Here is an 18,031-nt window from a genome sequence, read left to right as displayed (position 1 = left end):
CCAGGTAAAACGTACCGAGTGTCCAACGGAACGCCCCCGTTGAGTTCCTGGCAATCCTCCGGAGTTTCTAGCCGACTTCCGCCCCGGCTCGTGAAAAGTCGTACGCGGCGAAGTCGGTGACAGGGACATACCCGATTCGCTGGTAGAGGCCGTTGCTGGTGGCGTTGGCCAAGTCCGCGAACAGCACGACCTCCGTCGCCCCCGCGGCCAGCGCGGCCCGGCTCACCTCGACCGTCACGGCGCCCGCGTAACCGTGACCCCGGAGGTGGGCCGGGGTATAGACGGGAGCCACCCTGATCTGGCCGGCGACCATCGGGGTCACGCCCGCCATCGAGACGGGATTACCGTCCGGGGTCTCCCAGAACGTGACGCGTCTGTCAGCGGTGCGTTCGCGGGCCCAGGAGTCTGCGTCCTTGGCGGGGAGTTCTCCGATGGCGGCGACGAACTCGCGGTACCAGCGCATCAGTTGCTCACGATCGTCTTCGCCCGCGACTCGCCCCCGCCCCTCTGGGAACGGCTCCGGTGCGGTGAGCGTGCCGAGGCGGTACAGGCGGAGCCGCTCGCGGAGCGTCGGCACCGCACCTGTGTGCCGCCGCCAGGCCTCGGCGAACGCGGTGGCGGTGGCGGTGTCCGCCCTGACACCGGGGAGGCGGTGCCCGAGGCCGGCCAGGCGGGCGGCGAGGCTGTCGGCATCCTCGGGAGTGAGTGGGGTGGGACTCAGGGCGCGGGGCGGGGTGCGGAAGAAGGTGGCGCGGACCTCGCCCGCTCGCTCCAGTCGGCCGAATACGGGGGCTCCGGCGCCGTACGCGTTCGCCCCGCGAGTTCGCAGCGTCTCGGTCACCGTCAGCGGCAAGGTGTGCAGGGCGGGGCGCGAACGCAGGAAGTCTCCGGTCCGGGCGAGGAAGTCGTCGACGTCTTCGGTGAGTTGCCAGTCATCCGGGCGCATGATTCATGATTCATCATGCTGTGGGCGTGCGCCCGTGGTTTTCCTCCGGCGGGACGGCAGAACCTCGTAGACGCCGGAGGCCGCCGGAGGCCGCCGGAGGCCGCCGGAGGCCGCCGGAGGCCGCCGGAGGCCGCCGGAGGCCGCCGGAGGCCGCCGGAGGCCGCCGGTCAACAAGCCATTTAGTTCGTGCAGTCTGCGGCCGCAGACGTATGCGGCCGCGATGAAGACCAAGCGGGGACGGCCTCGCCCCGTGCGTCGTCGAGAACGGGAAAGTTTCCACCGTGGCGGCGAACTCATCGTCCCCGCGCGGAAGCGGCACCCGTGGGCGAGCAGAGCACGGCGCGCACCGCTGTGGTCCTGGCTTCGAACTACCACGACCACAGCGGCCGAGAGCGGCCATCGCTCAGCCTTGCGCTCCTCGGGGCACCGGCTCAGGCCGACCGGCAAGACCGGCCTCTCCAGCATCGCGTGCCGTCCGTTGGGCCTTCGGCGAGCTGAAGGGATTCACGCGGCCGGGCCCGGACAAGGTGCCTGACTTGGCGAACGCCCCCTCTCGGGGAAAGGGGGCGCACCGCTCAGTACTGCTCGGTCTCCACGAATCCGGCGTCCACGTCGTCACCGGCGCCGAAGGCGTCGGCAGCGGCGGTGGGGTCGAATCCGGGGGGGCTGTCCTTCAGGCCCAGGCCCATGCCGGCCAGCTTCGCCTTGACCTCGTCGATGGACTTCGCACCGAAGTTGCGAATGTCGAGGAGGTCGGCCTCGGAGCGGGCGACGAGCTCGCCCACGGAGTGGACGCCCTCACGCTTGAGGCAGTTGTACGAGCGGACCGTGAGCTCGAGCTCCTCGATCGGCATGACCAGATCGGCGGCGAGGGCGGCGTCGGTGGGCGAGGGGCCCATGTCGATGCCCTCGGCGTCGATGTTGAGCTCGCGGGCAAGCCCGAACAGCTCGACCAGCGTCTTACCGGCCGACGCCATGGCGTCACGGGGACGCATGGCCTGCTTGGTCTCGACGTCGACGATCAGCTTGTCGAAGTCGGTCCGCTGCTCGACACGCGTGGCCTCGACCTTGTACGTGACCTTCAGAACCGGCGAGTAGATGGAGTCGACCGGAATACGGCCGATCTCCTGGCCCACCTGCTTGTTCTGCACCGCGGAGACGTAGCCGCGACCGCGCTCGACGGTCAACTCCATCTCCAGCTTGCCCTTGCCGTTCAGCGTGGCGAGGACGAGGTCGGGGTTGTGCACCTCGACACCGGCCGGGGGCGCGATGTCGGCGGCGGTGACCAGACCCGGACCCTGCTTGCGCAGGTACATCACGACCGGCTCATCGTGCTCCGAGGAGACGACCAGCTGCTTGATGTTGAGGATCAGGTCGGTGACGTCCTCCTTGACGCCCGGCACGGTGGTGAACTCGTGCAGGACACCGTCGACGCGGATGGACGTGACCGCCGCACCCGGAATCGAGGAGAGGAGCGTACGACGCAGGGAGTTGCCAAGGGTGTAACCGAAGCCCGGCTCCAGCGGCTCGATCACGAACCGGGAACGGAACTCGTCGACGACCTCTTCGGTCAGGGACGGACGCTGAGCAATCAGCACGAGGTGTTGCCTCCAGTGGTTTGGCGCCCGCTATGTGACGCCGTTGACACAAGGAAGGGTACGGGGTAAGTGGGCGAGCGCGTCCGGATCATCGAGGAAGGCGCCTCCGACACTGGTCGCAGCGGGGGCTGCTCGCCGATCCGTACAGGCTGCAGGGGGTTCTGGATCACGTCACGGCCGGGGTTCCGGTGTGTCGTCGTTCAGCATTGGGCAGGCCGTGCGCCTGCACAACAAGGTGACTCCGCAGACCGTGCGACAGTGGGCGGACGGGGTCGGCTGCCCGTGGATGGGACGGTTCGGCGCGCAGTTCGCACAGGAGCACGCGGCCAGGGACGAACGCAGTGTTGACGACGGGCCGCCTGCCTCCGGGCGCACCCTCGACAAGCGTCAGAGGTCCAGCAGCTCCTCGTAGAAGCCCCCGAAACCCCGGTCAAGGTCGACGAGATGGATCTCCAGGATCCAGTGCAGGAGTCGGCCGGCCTCGTCCGTGCGTCGCAGCGGCTTGTCGTTGGCGGGCACGATGTGGGAGTCGACGTCCTCCCAGTCGTTGTGCTCGGGCGGGAACTCGCCCACCAGGTGGCCGGCGTGCCAGCCTCCCAGCTGCCAGCCCGCTTCGGCGGCCAGCCGCTCGACCTCGGCGTAGAGCTGCTTGCCGGTGATGTCCGGGTCCGCTTCGAAGGCGCGGCGCCCGCCCGCGAAGACGGTCGTCAGGTCGTCGCGGAGGCGGTGCTTCACGGGGTCGTCGCCGAGTACGAAGGTCCGCCCGAAGTCGGCCTCGAACTCCTCGAAGATCGGCCCGAAGTCGGCGAAGACGATGTCGTCCGCGTCGATGACCCGGTCCGGCGGGTTCTCACGGTAGGGCAGTAGGGTGTTCGGTCCGGACCGCACGATCCGCTTGTGCCAGTAGTGCGTGGTTCCGAACATCTCGTTCGCCAGGTCACGGACCCGGTCGCTGACCGCGCGTTCCCCTTGGCCCGCGGTGACCAGGCCCCGCGTCTCGATCTCGGCGAACAGCAGCGCCGCCTTGGCCTGGGCGTCCAGGAGCCGCGCCGCGCGTATGGATTCATCCGTCACGCTGCTCACCGTAGGAGTACCGGATTGATTTGGGCAACCGCATTGATCACGGGGGACGTCACTCCCCCGACCAGCCCTTTTTCGTACGGGTACGGTCGCGGTGGTCGTGCCGGATTTCCGGGCCGCTCCTCACATGCCCCGGAACACGGCTGTGTGGAGGGCGTAACCCAAGCTGATCGGACGGCGTGACACCCGCGCAACGGGCGCTTCGTAGCGTCGGCGGAGGAAGGATCCGATCATCTGGAGGGGCCGCCCGTGACCACGACCACCACTCAGGTGCGGACGGTCTGCTCGTACTGCGGTGTGGGCTGCGGGATGGTCCTCGATGTCGGGATGGGTCCCGAGGGGCGTCGTACGGTCCTCAAGGCGTCCGGCGACAAGGCGCACCCCGCGAACTTCGGGCGCCTGTGCACCAAGGGCGCCACCACGGCCGACATGCTCGCCGCCCCCGGACGGCTGACCACCGCGCTGGTGCGCGCCGAACGCGGGGCGGAGGCCGCGGCGGCCCCGTTGAACGCGGCGATCGCCGAGACGGCGCGGCGGCTGCGGGCGGTGATCGACGAGCACGGGCCCGACGCGTTCGCCTTCTACGTCTCCGGACAGATGAGCCTGGAGGCCCAGTACCTGGCGAACAAGCTGGCCAAGGGGTTCGTACGCACCAACCAGATCGAGTCGAACTCGCGGCTGTGCATGGCCAGCGCGGGCACCGGCTACAAGCTGTCGCTCGGCGCGGACGGCCCGCCCGGCTCGTACCAGGACTTCGAGCAGGCGGATGTCTTCCTCGTCATCGGCTCCAACATGGCCGACTGCCACCCCATCCTCTTCCTCCGCATGATGGACCGGGTCAAGTCGGGCGGCGCCAAGCTGATCGTCGTCGACCCGCGCCGCAGCGCGACCGCCGACAAGGCGGACCTGTTCCTGCCGGTCCGGCCCGGGACGGACCTGGCACTGCTCAACGGCCTGCTCCACCTGCTGTACGAGAACGGACACACCGACCCCGAGTTCATCGCCGCGCACACCGAGGGCTGGGAGGCGTTGCCGGAGTTCCTGGCCGACTACCCGCCTCATCTGGTCGCCGAGATCACCGGGATCCCGGAGCACGACATCCGCGAGGCGGCGCGGCTCATCGGCGAGGCCGGGGAGTGGATGAGCTGCTGGACGATGGGCCTCAACCAGTCCACGCACGGCACCTGGAACACCAACGCCCTGCTCAATCTGCATCTGGCGACGGGGGCCATCTGCCGCCCCGGCAGCGGTCCGTTCTCGCTGACCGGGCAGCCCAACGCCATGGGCGGCCGGGAGATGGGCTACATGGGTCCCGGACTGCCCGGCCAGCGGTCGGTGCTGGTGGACGCGGAGCGCGCCTTCGTCGAGGAGTTGTGGGAACTGCCCCCGGGCACGGTCCGCAAGGACGGGGTCGGCAGGGGCACCGTCGAAATGTTCCAGAAGATGGCCGACGGCGACATCAAGGCGTGCTGGATCATCTGCACCAACCCCGTCGCCTCCGTGGCCAACCGCAAAACCGTCATCGAGGCCCTGGAGAGGGCCGAGTTCGTCGTCGCCCAGGACGTCTTCGCCGAGACGGAGACGAACGCGTACGCGGATGTCGTACTGCCCGGAGCGCTGTGGACCGAGACCGAGGGCGTCCTCATCAACAGCGAGCGGAACCTCACCCTCGCGCAGCCCGCCGTGGAACCGCCCGGCGAAGCGATGGCGGACTGGCGGATCATCGCCGCCGTCGCCCGCGAGATGGGGTACGAGGAGGGATTCTCGTACGGCAGCGCGGAGGAGGTCTTCGAGGAGATCAAGCGCGCCTGGAACCCGAAGACCGGCTACGACCTGCGGGGCGTGACCTACGAACGCCTTCGGTCCACCTCCGTGCAGTGGCCGGCGGCGAGCGAGGACGGGCCCGACCGCAATCCCATCCGGTATCTGGACGTGGCGACCGGCATGCGCTTCCCCACGGCGAGCGGCCGGGCGGTGTTCCACGCCCGCCCGCACATCCCCACCGCCGAGATGCCCGACGAGGACTATCCGTACGTCCTGAACACCGGGCGGTTGCAGCACCAGTGGCACACCCTGACGAAAACGGGAAAGGTCGCCAAGCTCAACAGGCTCAACCCCGGGCCCTTCGTGGAACTGCATCCCGACGACGCCGGCGCGCTCGGCATCGCCGACGGTGACTCGGTGGAGGTCGCCTCGCGGCGCGGACGGGCGGTGCTGCCCGCCGTGGTGACCGACCGGGTACAGCCCGGCTGTTGTTTCGCGCCCTTCCACTGGAACGACCTGTTCGGCGAGTACCTGAGCGTCAACGCCGTCACCAGCGACGCCGTCGACCCGCTCTCCTTCCAGCCGGGGTTCAAGGTGAGCGCGGTGTCGCTGACGAAGGTGGCAACTCCGGTGTCCGTGGCGGTACTTCCAGCGGTCGCGGGCGGCGCGCGTCTCGGTGCCGCGGTGGGTCGGGCTCCTGCGGGTGCGGCCACACCGGGCGGGCTCGTGGGCGGGTTCGGGCTCGCGCCCGCGCCGCCGCCCGTGCTGGCCGAGCACGAGCGCCAGTACCTGATCGGCTTCCTCGCCGGGATCGAATCAGGCGCCCCTGGCGTGCCGGTGCTGCCGCCGGGCGCACCCTTCAGCCCCGAGCACGCGCTGTGGGTGAACGGTGTGCTGGCCGGGATGTACTCGCGGGCCGTCCCCGTAGCGCCCGCCGCACCCGTACGGGACGTTGTCGTCCTGTGGGCCTCGCAGACCGGAAACGCCGCGGAGTTCGCGGCGGCTGTCGCCGACCGGCTCATCACCGACGGGCACAAGGCCACCCTCGTCGACATGGACGATGCCCACCCCGGGAAGCTGCCGGCCGGCGCCGACATCCTGTTGATCACCAGCACCTTCGGCGACGGGGACGCCCCCGACAACGGCTCCGGCTTCTGGGCCGCCCTGACCGCTCCCGACACGCCCCGCCTGGAGGGCGTGCGGTACGCGGTCCTCGCGTTCGGTGACTCCTCCTACGACGACTTCTGCGGCCACGGCCGCCGTCTCGACCGGCGCCTCGACGAACTGGGCGCGGTGCGTCTGGCCCCGCGAACGGACTGCGAGCCCGACTACGAGCCCTCGGCCACGGCTTGGCTCGACCAGGTCCTCACTTCCCTGACCGATGCCCCGGAAACGCCCACAGCGCCTGCCACATCGTCCACTCCCCGACCGCGAAGGCCCGCTCCCGTCACCGCCCGTCTCACCGGCAACCAGCTCCTCAGCCGGCCCGGTGCCGGCAAAGAGGTGCGGCGCTTCAGCTTCGACACCCGCGACAGCGAGACACCGCTCCGCTACGAGGTCGGGGACGCCCTCGGCGTACGCCCCGTCAACTCCCCGGATCTCGTCACCGAATGGCTGGCCACCACCGGTCTCCACCCGGAGACCGCCGTGGATCTGAACGGCACCGGCGCGGTCCTCCTCCGCGAGGCACTGCACCGGCATCTGGACATCACCCGAATCACCCCCGACCTACTGCGCTTCGTCGCCGAACGCACCCACGACCGCGTACTGAAGAAGCTGCTGCGCCCCGACAACAGGGACGAACTGGCCAAGTGGTCCTGGGGCCGCCAGGCGGTCGACGTCATCGCCGAGCAGTCCGTTCGCGCGACGGCCCAGGAGTGGGCCGAGGTGCTGAATCCGCTCCAGCCCCGCCTCTACTCCATATCGTCGAGCCCTCTCGCCGACCCCCACCTCGTCTCACTGACGGTCTCCGTCGTCCGGTACGAGAACCCGGACGGACGACCGCGCCAAGGCGTCTGCTCGCCCTTCCTCGCCGACGCCGCCGCCGGCACACCGGTGCCGGTCTTCGTCCAGCCCTCGCCGAGATTCCGGCCGCCTGCCGACCCCGCCACCCCGATGGTGATGATCGGCCCCGGCACCGGGGTCGCCCCCTTCGTCGGCTTCCTCCATGAGCGCCGCGCCCTCGGCCACCGCGCGCCCAACTGGCTCTTCTTCGGCGAACAGCACCGGGCCACCGACTTCTACTACGAGGACGAGCTGACCGCCTTTCTCTCCGACGGCACCCTCACCCGCCTGGACACCGCCTTCTCCCGCGACCAACGGGCCAAGGTCTACGTCCAGGACCGGATCCGCGAACACGGTCCGCTGCTGTGGTCCTGGCTCCAGGACGGCGCCCACCTCTACGTCTGCGGCGACGCCTCCCGCATGGCCAAGGACGTCGACCAGGCCCTGCGCGACATCGTCACCGCCCATGGCGGTCTCGGCGAGGACGGGGCGGCCGCATACGTCAAGCAGCTCGCCGCCGACAGGCGGTATGTCCGGGACGTGTACTGATCAGTTGTGCGTCGGCGCGGGCAGCGCCGTGCGGGAACGCGGCTCGGTGGCCGCCGGCGATGCGGACGCCAGTTGGCATCAGTCGACGCGTACGGCACGGGCCAGGAAGTGTTGTTGGGCGTCCTCATAACAGACCAGGTCCCAGCCGGCCGACAGGTCGGACGGCAGTACGTATCCGGCCCACACGCGGCACACCCACGTCTCCCGCCCGGCCGCCTCCAGCGCGGCGCCGATCGCGTACGGACCCTCCACCGGCATGGGCTGCACCACCAGAGCAGCCACCACCGACCCCCTCAAGATCCGCCGATGCCATCCAAGTCTGGGAGAACTACGTCCAGGAGCTACGTCCAGGACGTGTAGCGGCCGTCGACCCGTATCGCGTTGATGCCGCTGATGTGCCGGGCGCCGCAGCGGTCCTGGGGCAGGACCAGTTGGGGGCCGGCCCGGTCGAGCGGCGTGCCGTCGATGCTGGCGGCGAGCAGGACCGGGGCCCGGCCGAAGTCGGGGTCGATCTCGGCCCAGGACAGGAGGGCGTGGTGGCCGTCCATGCCGGACACGGCGATGAGGAAGCGCAGGCGGTCCTTGCGTCGGGCGGGGTCGAACACGGGACCCGCGTCGGACAGCACGTCGTGCAGCAACGGTCCCGCGAAGCGGTGGTGCTGGGTACCGCTGGTGGCGCACTCGAAGCTGACCCGCACGCGGTGCTGGGGCCAGGCGAGCAGGTCGGGCACCGTCAGACGGGCCGGGCGCGCGAGGTCGCCGGTCAAGGCGAGCTCCGCCACCGGATCGGCGACCGATTCAACGAGGGACTGATCCACCGGCTATCACCTCCTGAATGACGGTACCCGGGAAACGTTCCCGCACAAACGCACATACCTATCTCTGCTCGGCAAACATCCGGCTCATGCGATGCAGGAGGGGGATTATCCATTGCATCTGCGGTACGCCCATCCCGTACGCGCAGCTGACGGGTCCGGGAGCCCGGCCACAGCAACATTCGGAGCGGCAGGGGTTTTCCCCATGAGCCTGAGCATGCGCAATCAGCTGCCCGGCACGGTCGCCGATGTCGCCACGGGGGACGCCATGGCCTCCGTCAAGGTCACGGTCTCGGGTGGCGAGTTGACGTCCGCGCTCACCAAGGACGCCGTCACCGACCTCGGCCTCACCGCGGGCTCCTCGGTCGTCGCCCTGATCAAGTCGACCGAAGTCCCCCTCGCGGTTGTCTGATCGGGGACGGGGGCCTGGTCCGCGCGACTCAGCTCCCCTGATGACGGACCGAGCTGCCATCACGTACGACCGGTTTGGTCCCCCAGCCCGGCGAAATGCATTGCCTTGGCATTGCGCAGGTCGGCATGCTCACAGCCGTGAACACCGCAGACGAATCCACCGATGCCACCCTCGTCATACCCGTCAGCGTGCGCGACCTGCTGCCCCGAGACCTGCCCGCTTGCACCTGGTCGGGCTCGGCCACCCATCTGCGGCAAATAGAGCGGGAGTTGGCGCGCGCTGCGGCCGGCGAGGTGGACTACCTGGCTGTATGCACCTCTGTGGATCTGCCGGTGGCCATCGGCGGTATCGATTACCAGGTTTCCGAGGAAGCCGGAAAGTTGTGGCAGTTCGCCGTGCTTCCGGCGATCCAGTCCCGCGGGCTGGGAACGCTGCTGGTCCGCGCCGCCGAGCGGAGGATCAGCGACCGCGGCCTGCGCAGGGCCGAACTCGCCGTGGAGGAGAACAACCCTCGCGCTCGCGCCCTGTACGAGCGTCTGGGGTACGTCGCGTACGGCCGCGAGCCCGATGCCTGGGACGAGGAAGGACCTGACGGGTTGGTCCGCCGCCACGAGACGATGTGCGTTCTCATGCGAAGGGACCTCTGAGCGCATGCCAGGTGGAAGGGCACGCGTCCGAAGCCGACCCGGCGGCTAATACGCAACTGCCAAATGCGCGCTGACAGCAGGAGAAGCTCCCCGCCGATCAGGCATTGGTCCGAGGACCGATGGCGTGTCGCGGCGGTACGCCGGGAGAGCCTCACCGTCGGCCGCGCACTCAGGCCCGGGTCGCCGAGGACCGCTCGACGGCCGCGCTGCGCGCCGGGGGATTCACGGACCTCGGGCAGGCACTGCGGACGCTGTACGTCGATGGGCAGAACGCGTCGAGGACACCGCGCACGTCCTCGCCGTCGGAAAGGGCAGGTTGGGACGTCTCCTGGTCGAACACGGCATCGAGGTCCGCCCCTCCGGGCAGAACTCCGCCGCCGGGCGGCAGGCACGCGTACAGCTCGACGACCGGGCCGCCGCTGAGCGCGTAGGCGCCCGGAACATCAGGGCGTGGCCGAGTGAGCGGACCGCCGGGGGTGCCACCCGTCGGGAGCTGGCAGCGGCCACCGGCCGTAGCGTCCCGTGGGTGTCGGCCCGCATCCGCTCCCCATGAGCCTCCACCGACCCCCTGCGCCGGCTACCTGCACGACGCCAGTCGGGGACATGGCCGGTGTCCGAGGCGGAAGCATCACCCTGGGCATCGAGTGATACCACTGATACCGTAGATACCATGTCGAATTCCAAGGCGATGAGCCTGCGCTTCCGCGATCCTGAGCAGCAGGCCGCCATCGCGGCCGCCGCGCAGCAGGCCGGAGTCAGCATGCAGGAGTACATCCTCTCCGCCGCATACGCGCGCGCGACCGCGGTCGAGGACCGCTTCCTCGCCGCTTTCAAGGACTCGATGGAGCGCAGCGGGCAGGCGTTCGCCCACGAGCCCAGCAGCTCCGACCCCGCTCCCGAGCAGCGGGCGGCCGAGCAGCAGGCCCGCCGGGAACTGCCGGCGGACGAGCAGGGCCACGCCGCGTGAGCCAGCCCGCCCCGCAACAGCCCCACCCCCTCGATGTGCCGTTCCTGCTGCACGCAGCCGGACTCCTCGACGGCGACCCTCAGGTCGACGACTACGGCCCGCTGTACGCCGCCGTCGCCCGCGCCAACGCCCGGGCGATGGAACGCGACGTCTACGGCTCCCTGTATCTCAAGGCCGCGTCCCTGCTGCAGACGCTGGTGAGGCTGCCCGCCCTGGAGCACTCCAACGAGGCCTTCGCCTGGCACTCCTGCGAGGCCTACCTCGCGCTCAACGGACACCGGCTCACCTACCGGCCGAAGGACGCGGTAGCGCTGGTCCGCGACGCCGCTGCCGCCACCGTCGGCGTGGGCCAGATCGCCCGCCAGCTGCGTAACTGGGCCACTTCCTGACGGCATCCCGCGCCCAAGGCGTGTATGTACGTGCTCACTTGACCAACCCGACGGTCCATGCGCGGGCGTTGCGCCGGGCGAAGTCCTGGAGGCGGTCGGCGGCCTGTCCGTGACCTTAGGTGACGAATCGCCACCGGCCCTTGAGCAGCTCCGATGTCATGACGGGGGCCGGGGTCACCACAGCAGCCACAGCAGCCACAGCAGCCACAGCAGCCACAGCGCAGACTCTTTGACTGGTTGTCCGCGTGGCCTATACCTCGACGGATGGGCACAATCGGCTGGGAGAGGAGACGCAGCGATGACCGAGTCCCTGATCGAGGTGGACGGCATTGAGCTGTGCACCGAGTCCTTCGGCGACCCGTCGGATCCGCCCGTTCTGCTCATCATGGGCACGGGGGCTTCGATGCTCTGGTGGGAGGAGGGCTTCTGCCGGATGCTCGCCGGGGGCGGGAAGTTCGTGATCAGGTACGACCACCGCGACACCGGGCGATCGGTGACCTACGAGCCGGGCCGTCCCGAGTACACCGCAGCGGACCTGGTTACAGACGCCACCCGCGTCCTCGACGCCTGTGAGATCTCGGCTGCTCACGTCGTGGGGGTATCGGCCGGAGGAGCGTTGGCGCAACTGCTCGCGCTCGAACACGCCGATCGCGTTCTCTCCCTCGTCCTGATCAGTACGTCCTCCGCCGTGCCCGACGACCGTGAACTTCCTCCGCCGACCGAGGAGTTCATGCGGTTCGTGTCATCCGCGCAGGTCGAGTGGTCGGATGCCGGGTCGGTGATCGACTACCTGGTCGCCTACGCGGTCGTTCTCTCAGGAGGGCAACGCCCATTCGATGAAGGTGCTGCCCGCAGTCTTGTACGTCGTGACGTCGAGCGCGCGCACGACTTCGCCGCCGTCCGCAACCACGACCTGCTGACGGACGACGCACCGCCACAAGCCCCGCTGTCATCGATCACCGTGCCCACACTGGTGATCCACGGAACCGCCGACCCGATGTTCCCGCTCGGGCATGGGGAGGCACTCGCACAACAGATTCCCGGCGGCACGCTATTGGCGCTGCGGAACGCCGGCCACGGGGTCGAGCGAGCCGACTGGCCGACGATCGTCCCGGCGATCCTCGAACATACCGCCAAGACTTGACGAGTTGGCCGTTCGCGTCAGCGGATGTCGTGGTCGGGGTGGGTCTCGTCGTACGCGTGCCGCGCCTCGGCGATGCCGGCACGGTGGGCGAGGGACCAGTCGGCGAGTGCCTTGACCAAGTGGGTCAGGCCGGCTCCGGTCTCGGTCAGGCGGTAGTCGACCTGGGCCGGGACGGTCGGATAGACCGTGCGCAGTACGAGGCCGTCGCGTTCGAGCCTCCGTACCGTGAGGGTGAGCATGCGCTGCGAGATGCCGTCGACGGCGCGCTGCAGTTCGCGGAACCGGCGTGGCCCGCTCGCGAGTTCAACGATCACGAGTACCGACCACTTGTCCCCGATGCGGTCCAGGACGTCGCGGATGCCGCAGTCGGGGTGGTCCTCGCGTCCGCAGGGGTCGAGGTCGGCGGGGGTGGTGGTTACCCCGGTGTGCGTGAGTGACATCAGACTGCCTTCTTGTGGCTCGTGGACGTGCGGTCAAGGATCAAGCGTAGTTACCGATGAGAACCACAACGGCAGATTGCGACTGACATGATTCTGGTGACCGGAGCGAACGGAAACCTCGGCGCGGCCACTCTTGCGGCGCTTCACGCTCGCGCCGTCGCCGCGACGGGCGGCAGCCGCACGCCTGGCGAGGGGATGCGGCGTCTCGACTTCGACGACCCCGCAGGTCTCGATCTCGCCGGCGTATCGACCCTGGTGCTGATCTCCGCCGGTTTCGCGGAGGACGACCAGGTCGTCGCGCGGCACGCGGCGGTCCTGGACGCCGCCGTCCGCGACGGCGTCCAGCACGTCGTCTACACAAGCCTCACCGGCGCCGGTGACCACCTCGGTTTCGCACTCGCGCACCGTACGACCGAACGCCTTGTCCGGAGCAGCGGACTGCCGTGGACGATCCTGCGCAACGGCCTGTACGCCGAACTCTTCGGCGGTCTCCTGATGTGGTCCGACCAAGGTGTGGAGTCCGCGTTCGGGGACGGCGCGCTGGCCGCGGTCGCACGCGAGGATCTCGCCGAGGCGGCAGCGATCGTTGCGGCGAATCCGACACCGCACGACGGACGCGTCTACGAGCTCGTCGGCACGTCGATCACGGCGGGACAGGTGGCCGCCCGACTGGGGGTCCCGCACCACTCCATCAGCGTGGGCGAGTACCGGCGCCGCCTCCTCGACGAGACACCGGGACTGCTGCCGTTCCAGCCGCCGATGCTCGCCTCGATCGCCACTGCCGTCCGGCACGGCTTCCTGGACGGCACGGCGACCGACCTCCCGGACCTCCTTCACCGACCGGCCGGCGACCCACTGGCTGTGGCCGTCGCAGCCGCGTCGGCGACGAGACCAAAGGCCGGCGTCTAGCGGCAGCAGTCAGGCAGCCGGCACCGACATGCGCGCTCCCGACGATCGTGGCGCGCGGACGCGTTCGACCGGGACCTGACAGTTGGCCCGCACTACTGCGGGCCAAGGGCTGCCTGCATCACGCCGGCCCCGGCTTGGTGGCGCGGACGATCGCGGAGTGCATGCCGTCGGCCACAGGGTGGGTCGGGGTGATCTCGACGTCGGTGAATCCGGCGGCTTCCAGGCCCTGGCGGTACTCGGCGAAGGAGAGCGCGCCGGCGATGCAGCCGACGTAGTCGCCGCGCTCGGCACGCTGCTCCGGAGCGAGAACGTCGTCGGCGACGACGTCGGATACGCCGATCCGGCCGCCGGGCGTGAGCACGCGGAAGGTCTCGGCGAAGACGGCCGGCTTGTCGGTGGACAGGTTGATCACGCAGTTGGAGATGACCACGTCGATGGAGTTCCCGGGCAGCGGGATGGCCTCGATGGTGCCCCTGAGGAACTCCACGTTCGTCGCGCCCGCCTTCTCGGCGTTGGCCAGGGCGAGTTCGAGCATCTCGTCGGTCATGTCCAGGCCGTACGCCTTGCCGGTGGGGCCGACGCGGCGGGCGGAGAGCAGGACGTCGATGCCGCCGCCGGAACCGAGGTCGAGGACGCGCTCGCCGTCGCGGAGTTCGGCCACGGCGGTGGGGTTGCCGCAGCCGAGGGAGGCGGCCACGGCCTCGGCGGGCAGGGTGTCGCGTTCGTCGGCGGCGTAGAGGGTGGAGCCGAAGTTCTCGTCGACCTCCACGGCCTGCGGTCCGCAGCAGGCGGTGCCGCCTTCGGTGACCTGAACGGCCGCCGCGGCGTATCGCCGACGGACGGTTTCGCGCAGGTCGGTGGACTGTTCGCTCATGACTCACTCCTGGGTGACGGGGCACGGTGGCGCCCCGGAACGGCTTGTATTGACGTTCGTTGATGCAACCTTGCGCCTTGGATCGGAAGACGTCAACATAGACGCATGTCGAAACAAGAGCTTGTGGTGATCGGCCAGGACGCCGCCTGCTGCGAGGGCCTGAGTGCCGCACCCCTGGACGAGGAACGTGCCGGGGAGCTGGCGAAGGTGTTCAAGGCACTGGGCGACCCGGTGCGGCTACGGCTGCTGTCGATGATCGCCTCGCGCGGGGAGCGCGGCGAGGTGTGTGTCTGTGAGCTGACCCCGGCCTTCGAGCTGTCCCAGCCGACGATCTCCCACCACCTCAAGCTGCTGCGGCAGGCCGGCCTCATCGACTGCGAGCGCCGCGGCACGTGGGTGTACTACTGGGTGCTGCCCGGCGTCCTGGACCAGCTCGCCGCCTTCCTGGCAACGCCGCAGACCGCCGGGGCGAGTACGTGAGCGCGCCGCTCGGCCGCCGCGTCGCCGCCGAAGCCCTGGGGACGGGACTTCTGGTGGCGGTGGTCGTCGGCTCGGGCATCCAGGCCACCGAGCTGTCGGACGACGTGGGCGTGCAACTGCTGGCCAACTCGCTCGCCACCGTCTTCGGCCTGGGCGTGCTGATCACGCTGCTCGGGCCGGTCTCGGGTGCGCACTTCAACCCGGCCGTCACCCTCGCCGCCTGGTTCACCGGCCGTCGTGGCAACACCGGCCCCACTCTGCGCGAGGTCGCCGCGTACGTTCCCGCGCAGGTTGCCGGGGCGATCGGCGGCGCGGTTCTGGCCGACGCCATGTTCGCGAAGCCGCTGGTGGCGTTCTCCACCCACGACCGCCATGCCGGGCACCTGTGGCTGGCCGAGGTCGTCGCCACGGGCGGGCTGATCCTGCTCATCTTCGGCCTGGAGCGCATCGGCCGCGCCGCCATGGCTCCGGCCGCCGTGGCCTCGTACATCGGAGCCGCCTACTGGTTCACCTCCTCCACCTCCTTCGCGAACCCCGCGGTGACCGTCGGCCGCGCTTTCAGCGACACCTTCGCCGGCATCTCCCCCGTGTCCGTCGCCCCGTTCATCGCAGCCCAACTGCTCGGTGCCGCGCTCGGGCTGGGCGTAGTGGCGGTGGTGTACGGACGTGTCGTGTCCGTGCGGGACGAAGTCGTCGTCCCGCACACCGAGCCCGAACTCGCCGCCTCCCCTCTGCAAGGAAACCCGCTATGAGCACCGCAGCCCCGAGTCCCTCCGTGCTGTTCGTCTGCGTCCACAACGCCGGGCGCTCCCAGATGGCCGCCGCATTCCTCACCCACCTCGCCCACGACCGGGTCGAGGTGCGCTCGGCCGGATCGGTTCCCGCCGACGCCGTGAACCCGGCCGTCGTTGCGGCGATGAAGGAGAAGGGCATCGACATCTCCGCCGAGACCCCGAAGATCCTCACCACCGAGGCGGTCCAGGCATCCGACGTCGTCATCACCATGGGCTGCGGAGACACCTGCCCGGTCTTCCCCGGCAAGCGCTACCTCGACTGGCAGTTGGATGACCCCGCCGGCCAGGGCGTCGACGCCGTCCGCCCGATCCGGGACGAGATCGAACACCGCGTACAGGGCCTGCTCACCGAGCTCGGCATCCCGACGACGGCATGACGGGCGCGCGCACGACGATCAGTCTCCGTGCGGAGGCGACGGCGTGCGAGACGGCACTCGACCGGGCGGCCGCTCACGCCTTCGAGGCAGAGCACGGAGTCGTGCTGCGCGTGCGACCCGTGGTCAGCTGGGCCGATTCCACCCTGCCGTTCACGACAGGTGGCTGTCGTTCTCGGGCAGGGTCAGCCCCAGTCGGAACTGGCCCTCGGCGGTCGCCACGATCGTCTCGGTGACGTCCCGGGGCTCCCAACCCAGCATCGAACGGGCCTTCTCGTTGCTGATGACGGGGATGCGGCCCTGCAGACCCGCGGCCTCCCGCAGGCCGGGCTCGGTCTTCGCGGCCTCGCGCATCTGCTCGATGGTCAGTTCGGCGGAGGGCAGTAGGCCGGCGGCGGAGGGGAAGTGCTCGCGAAGGATCTGCGCGATGCCGAACAGGCTGATCGACGGTCCGCTCACGGCGAGAAACCGTTCGCCCGCCGCCTTCGGGTGCAGCATGGCCCGCAGATGCAGGTCCACCAGGTCGCGTACGTCGACCACGCCGAAGTACATGATCGGCACCACGGGCATCTGGCCGGTCAGCATGCGGCTGACCAGTCCGAGTGAGCCGGAGGGCCGGTCGCTCAGCGGCGGGCCGAAGACACCCGTGGGGTTGAGGACCACCAGCTCGATGTCTCCGTGGTCGTGAACGTAGTCCCAGGCCGCACGCTCCGCGAGGACCTTCGACTTGTGGTACGCGGGCAGACCCTCGGTGTCCGGGTCGGTCCAGTCCGCCTCCGAGTAGTGGTTGCCGGGCTTCGCCGTGTACCCGACCGCGGCGAAGGAGGACGTCATCACGACCCGCTGGACCCCGGCCTTGCGGGCCGCGGAGAGGACCCGCAACGCACCGTCCCTGGCGGGGAGGATGAGTTCGTCCTCCGTCTCGGGCGGAGCAACCGGGAAGGGCGACGCAACGTGCAGTACGTGGCTGACTCCCTCCATGGCTTCCACCCAGCCCGCGTCGGCGCCAAGGTCGGCGACAGCGAACTCCAGCCGGTCCGCCGGGTCGACGCCGGCCTGCTGAAGTGCGGCCAGCACGCGGGCCTCGTGTCCGAGTTCGCGGACCGTCACACGAGCCCGGTATCCCTCGCGCAGCACCCCAGCGACCATGTGACCGCCGACAAAGCCGGTGCCGCCCGTGACCAGTACCGTCTCGCCTTCGGGAGTGGAGGCGGTAACATTCTCTGCTTCTGTGCCCATCCTGTTCAGTCCTTCAGTGTGCGAATTGTTCCATTACGTGCGTGATCGCTTCGGCGGCTCGGTTCTCGGCGACGGCGTCCCCGTGGACACGGGCGTCCCACATCTCCGCCTTTCGGCGCAGATACGTCAGGCGTAGTTGAAGCTGCTCGATGTCGGCTGCCAGCTTTTCCGCCTGTGCGGCAAACAGATCCCGCTGCTCGGCCGCCGCGGAGTGTCCTTGGGCGAGCAGGTCCAGGTAGCGGCGCATCCCGCTGACTGTCATCCCCGACGAACGCAGGCAGGACAGTGCTTCGACACGGGCCACGGTGGCCGGCTCGTAGCGGCGGTGACCGCTGGACTCGTCCCGGGCGACGGCTCCCAGCAGGCCGATCTTCTCGTAGTAGCGCAGCGTGGGCTCGCTGAAACCCGACCGTCGCGCCATCTCCTGAACGGTCAGACCCACTGCCTGCCCTCCGGTCCGTGCTGCCATGCAGGAAGCCTCCGATACTTGAAGCGCTTGAAGTCAAGCTCAGGCATGTGTGCCCCCGGTTTTCCGGGCCGTGGGGCCTGGTCTCCGATGCCATGATGATCGACTTGGACGCGTTCCTGCCGCTGGGACGCCTGGCC

Annotated in this window: 20 protein-coding genes; 11 read left to right on the top strand and 9 right to left on the bottom strand. The window is 69.6% G+C overall.

The genetic code is table 11. The features are described from left to right. Positions 1-67: 67 nt before the first annotated feature. From ACFVKT_RS05415 to ACFVKT_RS05405, 3 genes are all read right to left on the bottom strand, one after another. Positions 68-946 carry a GNAT family N-acetyltransferase gene (locus ACFVKT_RS05415; protein ID WP_385727716.1) on the bottom strand — a complete coding sequence of 293 codons (879 nt, stop codon included), beginning with the start codon at positions 944-946 and terminating at the stop codon, positions 68-70. A gap of 575 nt (positions 947-1,521) precedes the next feature. After that, complete coding sequence (locus tag ACFVKT_RS05410; RefSeq protein WP_385727714.1) at positions 1,522-2,544, bottom strand: DNA-directed RNA polymerase subunit alpha; 1,023 nt, start codon at positions 2,542-2,544, stop codon at positions 1,522-1,524. Between the two features lie 387 nt (positions 2,545-2,931). Then, positions 2,932-3,618, bottom strand: a complete 687-nt coding sequence (locus ACFVKT_RS05405) for a M24 family metallopeptidase (protein WP_385727712.1) — start codon at positions 3,616-3,618, stop codon at positions 2,932-2,934. A gap of 315 nt (positions 3,619-3,933) precedes the next feature. Between ACFVKT_RS05405 and ACFVKT_RS05400 the strand changes: the two genes are divergently transcribed. Next, positions 3,934-7,941, top strand: a complete 4,008-nt coding sequence (locus ACFVKT_RS05400) for a molybdopterin-dependent oxidoreductase (protein WP_385728176.1) — start codon at positions 3,934-3,936, stop codon at positions 7,939-7,941. A 78-nt stretch (positions 7,942-8,019) separates the two neighbouring features. Here ACFVKT_RS05400 and ACFVKT_RS05395 read toward each other — a convergent pair whose 3' ends face one another. After that, on the bottom strand, positions 8,020-8,223 hold the full coding sequence (locus tag ACFVKT_RS05395) for a hypothetical protein (RefSeq protein ID WP_385727710.1): 204 nt from the start codon (positions 8,221-8,223) through the stop codon (positions 8,020-8,022). A gap of 59 nt (positions 8,224-8,282) precedes the next feature. Then, entirely contained in the window at positions 8,283-8,759 is a 477-nt protein-coding gene (locus tag ACFVKT_RS05390) for a molybdopterin-dependent oxidoreductase (RefSeq protein WP_385727708.1), read from the bottom strand. A gap of 214 nt (positions 8,760-8,973) precedes the next feature. Between ACFVKT_RS05390 and ACFVKT_RS05385 the strand changes: the two genes are divergently transcribed. The 6 genes from ACFVKT_RS05385 (at position 8,974) to ACFVKT_RS05360 (ending at position 12,315) form a co-directional block, all read left to right on the top strand. Next, the gene (locus ACFVKT_RS05385) at positions 8,974-9,168 is read left to right on the top strand and encodes a molybdopterin-binding protein (protein WP_385727706.1); all 195 of its coding nucleotides are present in this window, start codon (positions 8,974-8,976) and stop codon (positions 9,166-9,168) included. Between the two features lie 125 nt (positions 9,169-9,293). Next, positions 9,294-9,815 (top strand): GNAT family N-acetyltransferase, encoded by a 522-nt coding sequence (locus tag ACFVKT_RS05380; RefSeq protein WP_385727704.1) that lies wholly within the window; start codon positions 9,294-9,296, stop codon positions 9,813-9,815. 316 nt (positions 9,816-10,131) lie between these two features. Next, positions 10,132-10,368: a hypothetical protein gene (locus ACFVKT_RS05375; protein ID WP_385727702.1), complete on the top strand. Its 237-nt coding sequence runs from the start codon at positions 10,132-10,134 to the stop codon at positions 10,366-10,368. 117 nt (positions 10,369-10,485) lie between these two features. Beyond that, positions 10,486-10,782, top strand: coding sequence for a hypothetical protein (locus tag ACFVKT_RS05370; RefSeq protein ID WP_385727700.1), 297 nt, complete (start codon positions 10,486-10,488; stop codon positions 10,780-10,782). Next, positions 10,779-11,171: a fic family toxin-antitoxin system, toxin component gene (locus ACFVKT_RS05365; RefSeq protein WP_385727698.1), complete on the top strand. Its 393-nt coding sequence runs from the start codon at positions 10,779-10,781 to the stop codon at positions 11,169-11,171. The genes ACFVKT_RS05370 and ACFVKT_RS05365 overlap by 4 nt, the downstream gene beginning before the upstream one ends. A 298-nt stretch (positions 11,172-11,469) precedes the next feature. Then, entirely contained in the window at positions 11,470-12,315 is an 846-nt protein-coding gene (locus ACFVKT_RS05360; protein WP_385727696.1) for an alpha/beta fold hydrolase, read from the top strand. 17 nt (positions 12,316-12,332) lie between these two features. Here the strand turns inward: ACFVKT_RS05360 and ACFVKT_RS05355 are convergent, their stop codons facing one another. Beyond that, positions 12,333-12,755: a winged helix-turn-helix transcriptional regulator gene (locus tag ACFVKT_RS05355; protein ID WP_385727694.1), complete on the bottom strand. Its 423-nt coding sequence runs from the start codon at positions 12,753-12,755 to the stop codon at positions 12,333-12,335. 87 nt (positions 12,756-12,842) lie between these two features. Here ACFVKT_RS05355 and ACFVKT_RS05350 point away from each other — a divergent pair, with 87 nt between their 5' ends. Further along, positions 12,843-13,664 carry an NmrA family NAD(P)-binding protein gene (locus ACFVKT_RS05350; protein WP_385727692.1) on the top strand — a complete coding sequence of 274 codons (822 nt, stop codon included), beginning with the start codon at positions 12,843-12,845 and terminating at the stop codon, positions 13,662-13,664. Positions 13,665-13,782: 118 nt separating this feature from the next. Here ACFVKT_RS05350 and arsM read toward each other — a convergent pair whose 3' ends face one another. Continuing rightward, entirely contained in the window at positions 13,783-14,538 is a 756-nt protein-coding gene (arsM, locus tag ACFVKT_RS05345; protein WP_385727690.1) for an arsenite methyltransferase, read from the bottom strand. A 105-nt stretch (positions 14,539-14,643) separates the two neighbouring features. Here arsM and ACFVKT_RS05340 point away from each other — a divergent pair, with 105 nt between their 5' ends. The 3 genes from ACFVKT_RS05340 to ACFVKT_RS05330 are packed head-to-tail and all read left to right on the top strand — an operon-like array spanning position 14,644 to position 16,189. Then, positions 14,644-15,018, top strand: a complete 375-nt coding sequence (locus ACFVKT_RS05340; RefSeq protein WP_385727688.1) for an ArsR/SmtB family transcription factor — start codon at positions 14,644-14,646, stop codon at positions 15,016-15,018. Beyond that, positions 15,015-15,770: an aquaporin gene (locus ACFVKT_RS05335; RefSeq protein ID WP_385727686.1), complete on the top strand. Its 756-nt coding sequence runs from the start codon at positions 15,015-15,017 to the stop codon at positions 15,768-15,770. The genes ACFVKT_RS05340 and ACFVKT_RS05335 overlap by 4 nt, the downstream gene beginning before the upstream one ends. Then, a complete protein-coding gene (locus tag ACFVKT_RS05330; protein ID WP_385727684.1) occupies positions 15,767-16,189 on the top strand; it encodes an arsenate reductase ArsC in 423 nt (140 codons plus the stop codon). Before ACFVKT_RS05335 ends, ACFVKT_RS05330 begins: the two co-directional genes overlap by 4 nt. A 150-nt stretch (positions 16,190-16,339) precedes the next feature. Here ACFVKT_RS05330 and ACFVKT_RS05325 read toward each other — a convergent pair whose 3' ends face one another. Then, positions 16,340-17,425, bottom strand: coding sequence for an SDR family oxidoreductase (locus tag ACFVKT_RS05325; RefSeq protein WP_385727682.1), 1,086 nt, complete (start codon positions 17,423-17,425; stop codon positions 16,340-16,342). A 13-nt stretch (positions 17,426-17,438) separates the two neighbouring features. Further along, positions 17,439-17,894: a MerR family transcriptional regulator gene (locus ACFVKT_RS05320; protein ID WP_385727681.1), complete on the bottom strand. Its 456-nt coding sequence runs from the start codon at positions 17,892-17,894 to the stop codon at positions 17,439-17,441. Positions 17,895-18,031: the final 137 nt, after the last annotated feature.

The sequence above is a fragment of the Streptomyces sp. NPDC127595 genome (genome assembly GCF_042671685.1).
Classification (GTDB): Bacteria; Actinomycetota; Actinomycetes; order Streptomycetales; family Streptomycetaceae; genus Streptomyces.
The sequence above is the reverse complement of the archived record's forward strand: the minus strand, read 5'-3'. Positions and strand labels throughout refer to the sequence as shown.

Excerpts from the sequence above, each read along its gene's own strand:
- ACFVKT_RS05415 (WP_385727716.1), bottom strand. The coding sequence starts at position 946 with ATGCGCCCGGATGACTGGCAACTCACCGAAGACGTCGACGACTTCCTC.
- ACFVKT_RS05400 (WP_385728176.1), top strand. The coding sequence starts at position 3,934 with ATGGTCCTCGATGTCGGGATGGGTCCCGAGGGGCGTCGTACGGTCCTC.
- ACFVKT_RS05385 (WP_385727706.1), top strand. The coding sequence starts at position 8,974 with ATGCGCAATCAGCTGCCCGGCACGGTCGCCGATGTCGCCACGGGGGAC.
- ACFVKT_RS05380 (WP_385727704.1), top strand. The coding sequence starts at position 9,294 with ATGCTCACAGCCGTGAACACCGCAGACGAATCCACCGATGCCACCCTC.
- ACFVKT_RS05370 (WP_385727700.1), top strand. The coding sequence starts at position 10,486 with ATGTCGAATTCCAAGGCGATGAGCCTGCGCTTCCGCGATCCTGAGCAG.
- ACFVKT_RS05360 (WP_385727696.1), top strand. The coding sequence starts at position 11,470 with ATGACCGAGTCCCTGATCGAGGTGGACGGCATTGAGCTGTGCACCGAG.
- ACFVKT_RS05355 (WP_385727694.1), bottom strand. The coding sequence starts at position 12,755 with ATGTCACTCACGCACACCGGGGTAACCACCACCCCCGCCGACCTCGAC.
- ACFVKT_RS05350 (WP_385727692.1), top strand. The coding sequence starts at position 12,843 with ATGATTCTGGTGACCGGAGCGAACGGAAACCTCGGCGCGGCCACTCTT.
- arsM (WP_385727690.1), bottom strand. The coding sequence starts at position 14,538 with ATGAGCGAACAGTCCACCGACCTGCGCGAAACCGTCCGTCGGCGATAC.
- ACFVKT_RS05340 (WP_385727688.1), top strand. The coding sequence starts at position 14,644 with ATGTCGAAACAAGAGCTTGTGGTGATCGGCCAGGACGCCGCCTGCTGC.
- ACFVKT_RS05330 (WP_385727684.1), top strand. The coding sequence starts at position 15,767 with ATGAGCACCGCAGCCCCGAGTCCCTCCGTGCTGTTCGTCTGCGTCCAC.
- ACFVKT_RS05325 (WP_385727682.1), bottom strand. The coding sequence starts at position 17,425 with ATGGGCACAGAAGCAGAGAATGTTACCGCCTCCACTCCCGAAGGCGAG.
- ACFVKT_RS05320 (WP_385727681.1), bottom strand. The coding sequence starts at position 17,894 with ATGGCAGCACGGACCGGAGGGCAGGCAGTGGGTCTGACCGTTCAGGAG.